Here is a 319-nt window from a genome sequence, read left to right as displayed (position 1 = left end):
ATAATACGCGGAAAATCGGCGCGATCTATTTTTTCTTTTGTTACAAAAAAACCTACCAGCCAAAATAGTAGTGTAGAGATACCCACGCGAACGGCTATAAACCCAAAGGGTTTTACATAGGCAGGCATAACGTCTTTGGCTACTGTAAAGGTTACACCATATATCATAGATACTAGTGTGGCAGCAATAAGGGCAAGGGTGCGTTTACTCATCTTGTAGGTGTGCTATAGTAGCTTCGGTTACTTTTTTGCTGTTTCCTACAAATATGGTTTCGTTGTCTACTAGTACAGGGCGACTTAAAAAAGTGTAATGCTCTAGT

General features: G+C 40.1%; 1 protein-coding gene. It reads right to left on the bottom strand.

Annotated elements, in window-relative coordinates; all coding sequences use genetic code 11:
• A partial coding sequence (locus tag DC53_RS22775; RefSeq protein ID WP_033032542.1) for a hypothetical protein occupies positions 1-212 on the bottom strand: 212 nt, incomplete at its 3' end.
• Between the last annotated feature and the right edge of the window lie 107 nt (positions 213-319).

It is taken from the genome of Pseudoalteromonas fuliginea (assembly GCF_000690055.1).
In the GTDB taxonomy this organism is placed as follows: Bacteria; Pseudomonadota; Gammaproteobacteria; order Enterobacterales; family Alteromonadaceae; genus Pseudoalteromonas; species Pseudoalteromonas fuliginea.
This window is presented reverse-complemented; position numbering and strand designations above follow the sequence as displayed.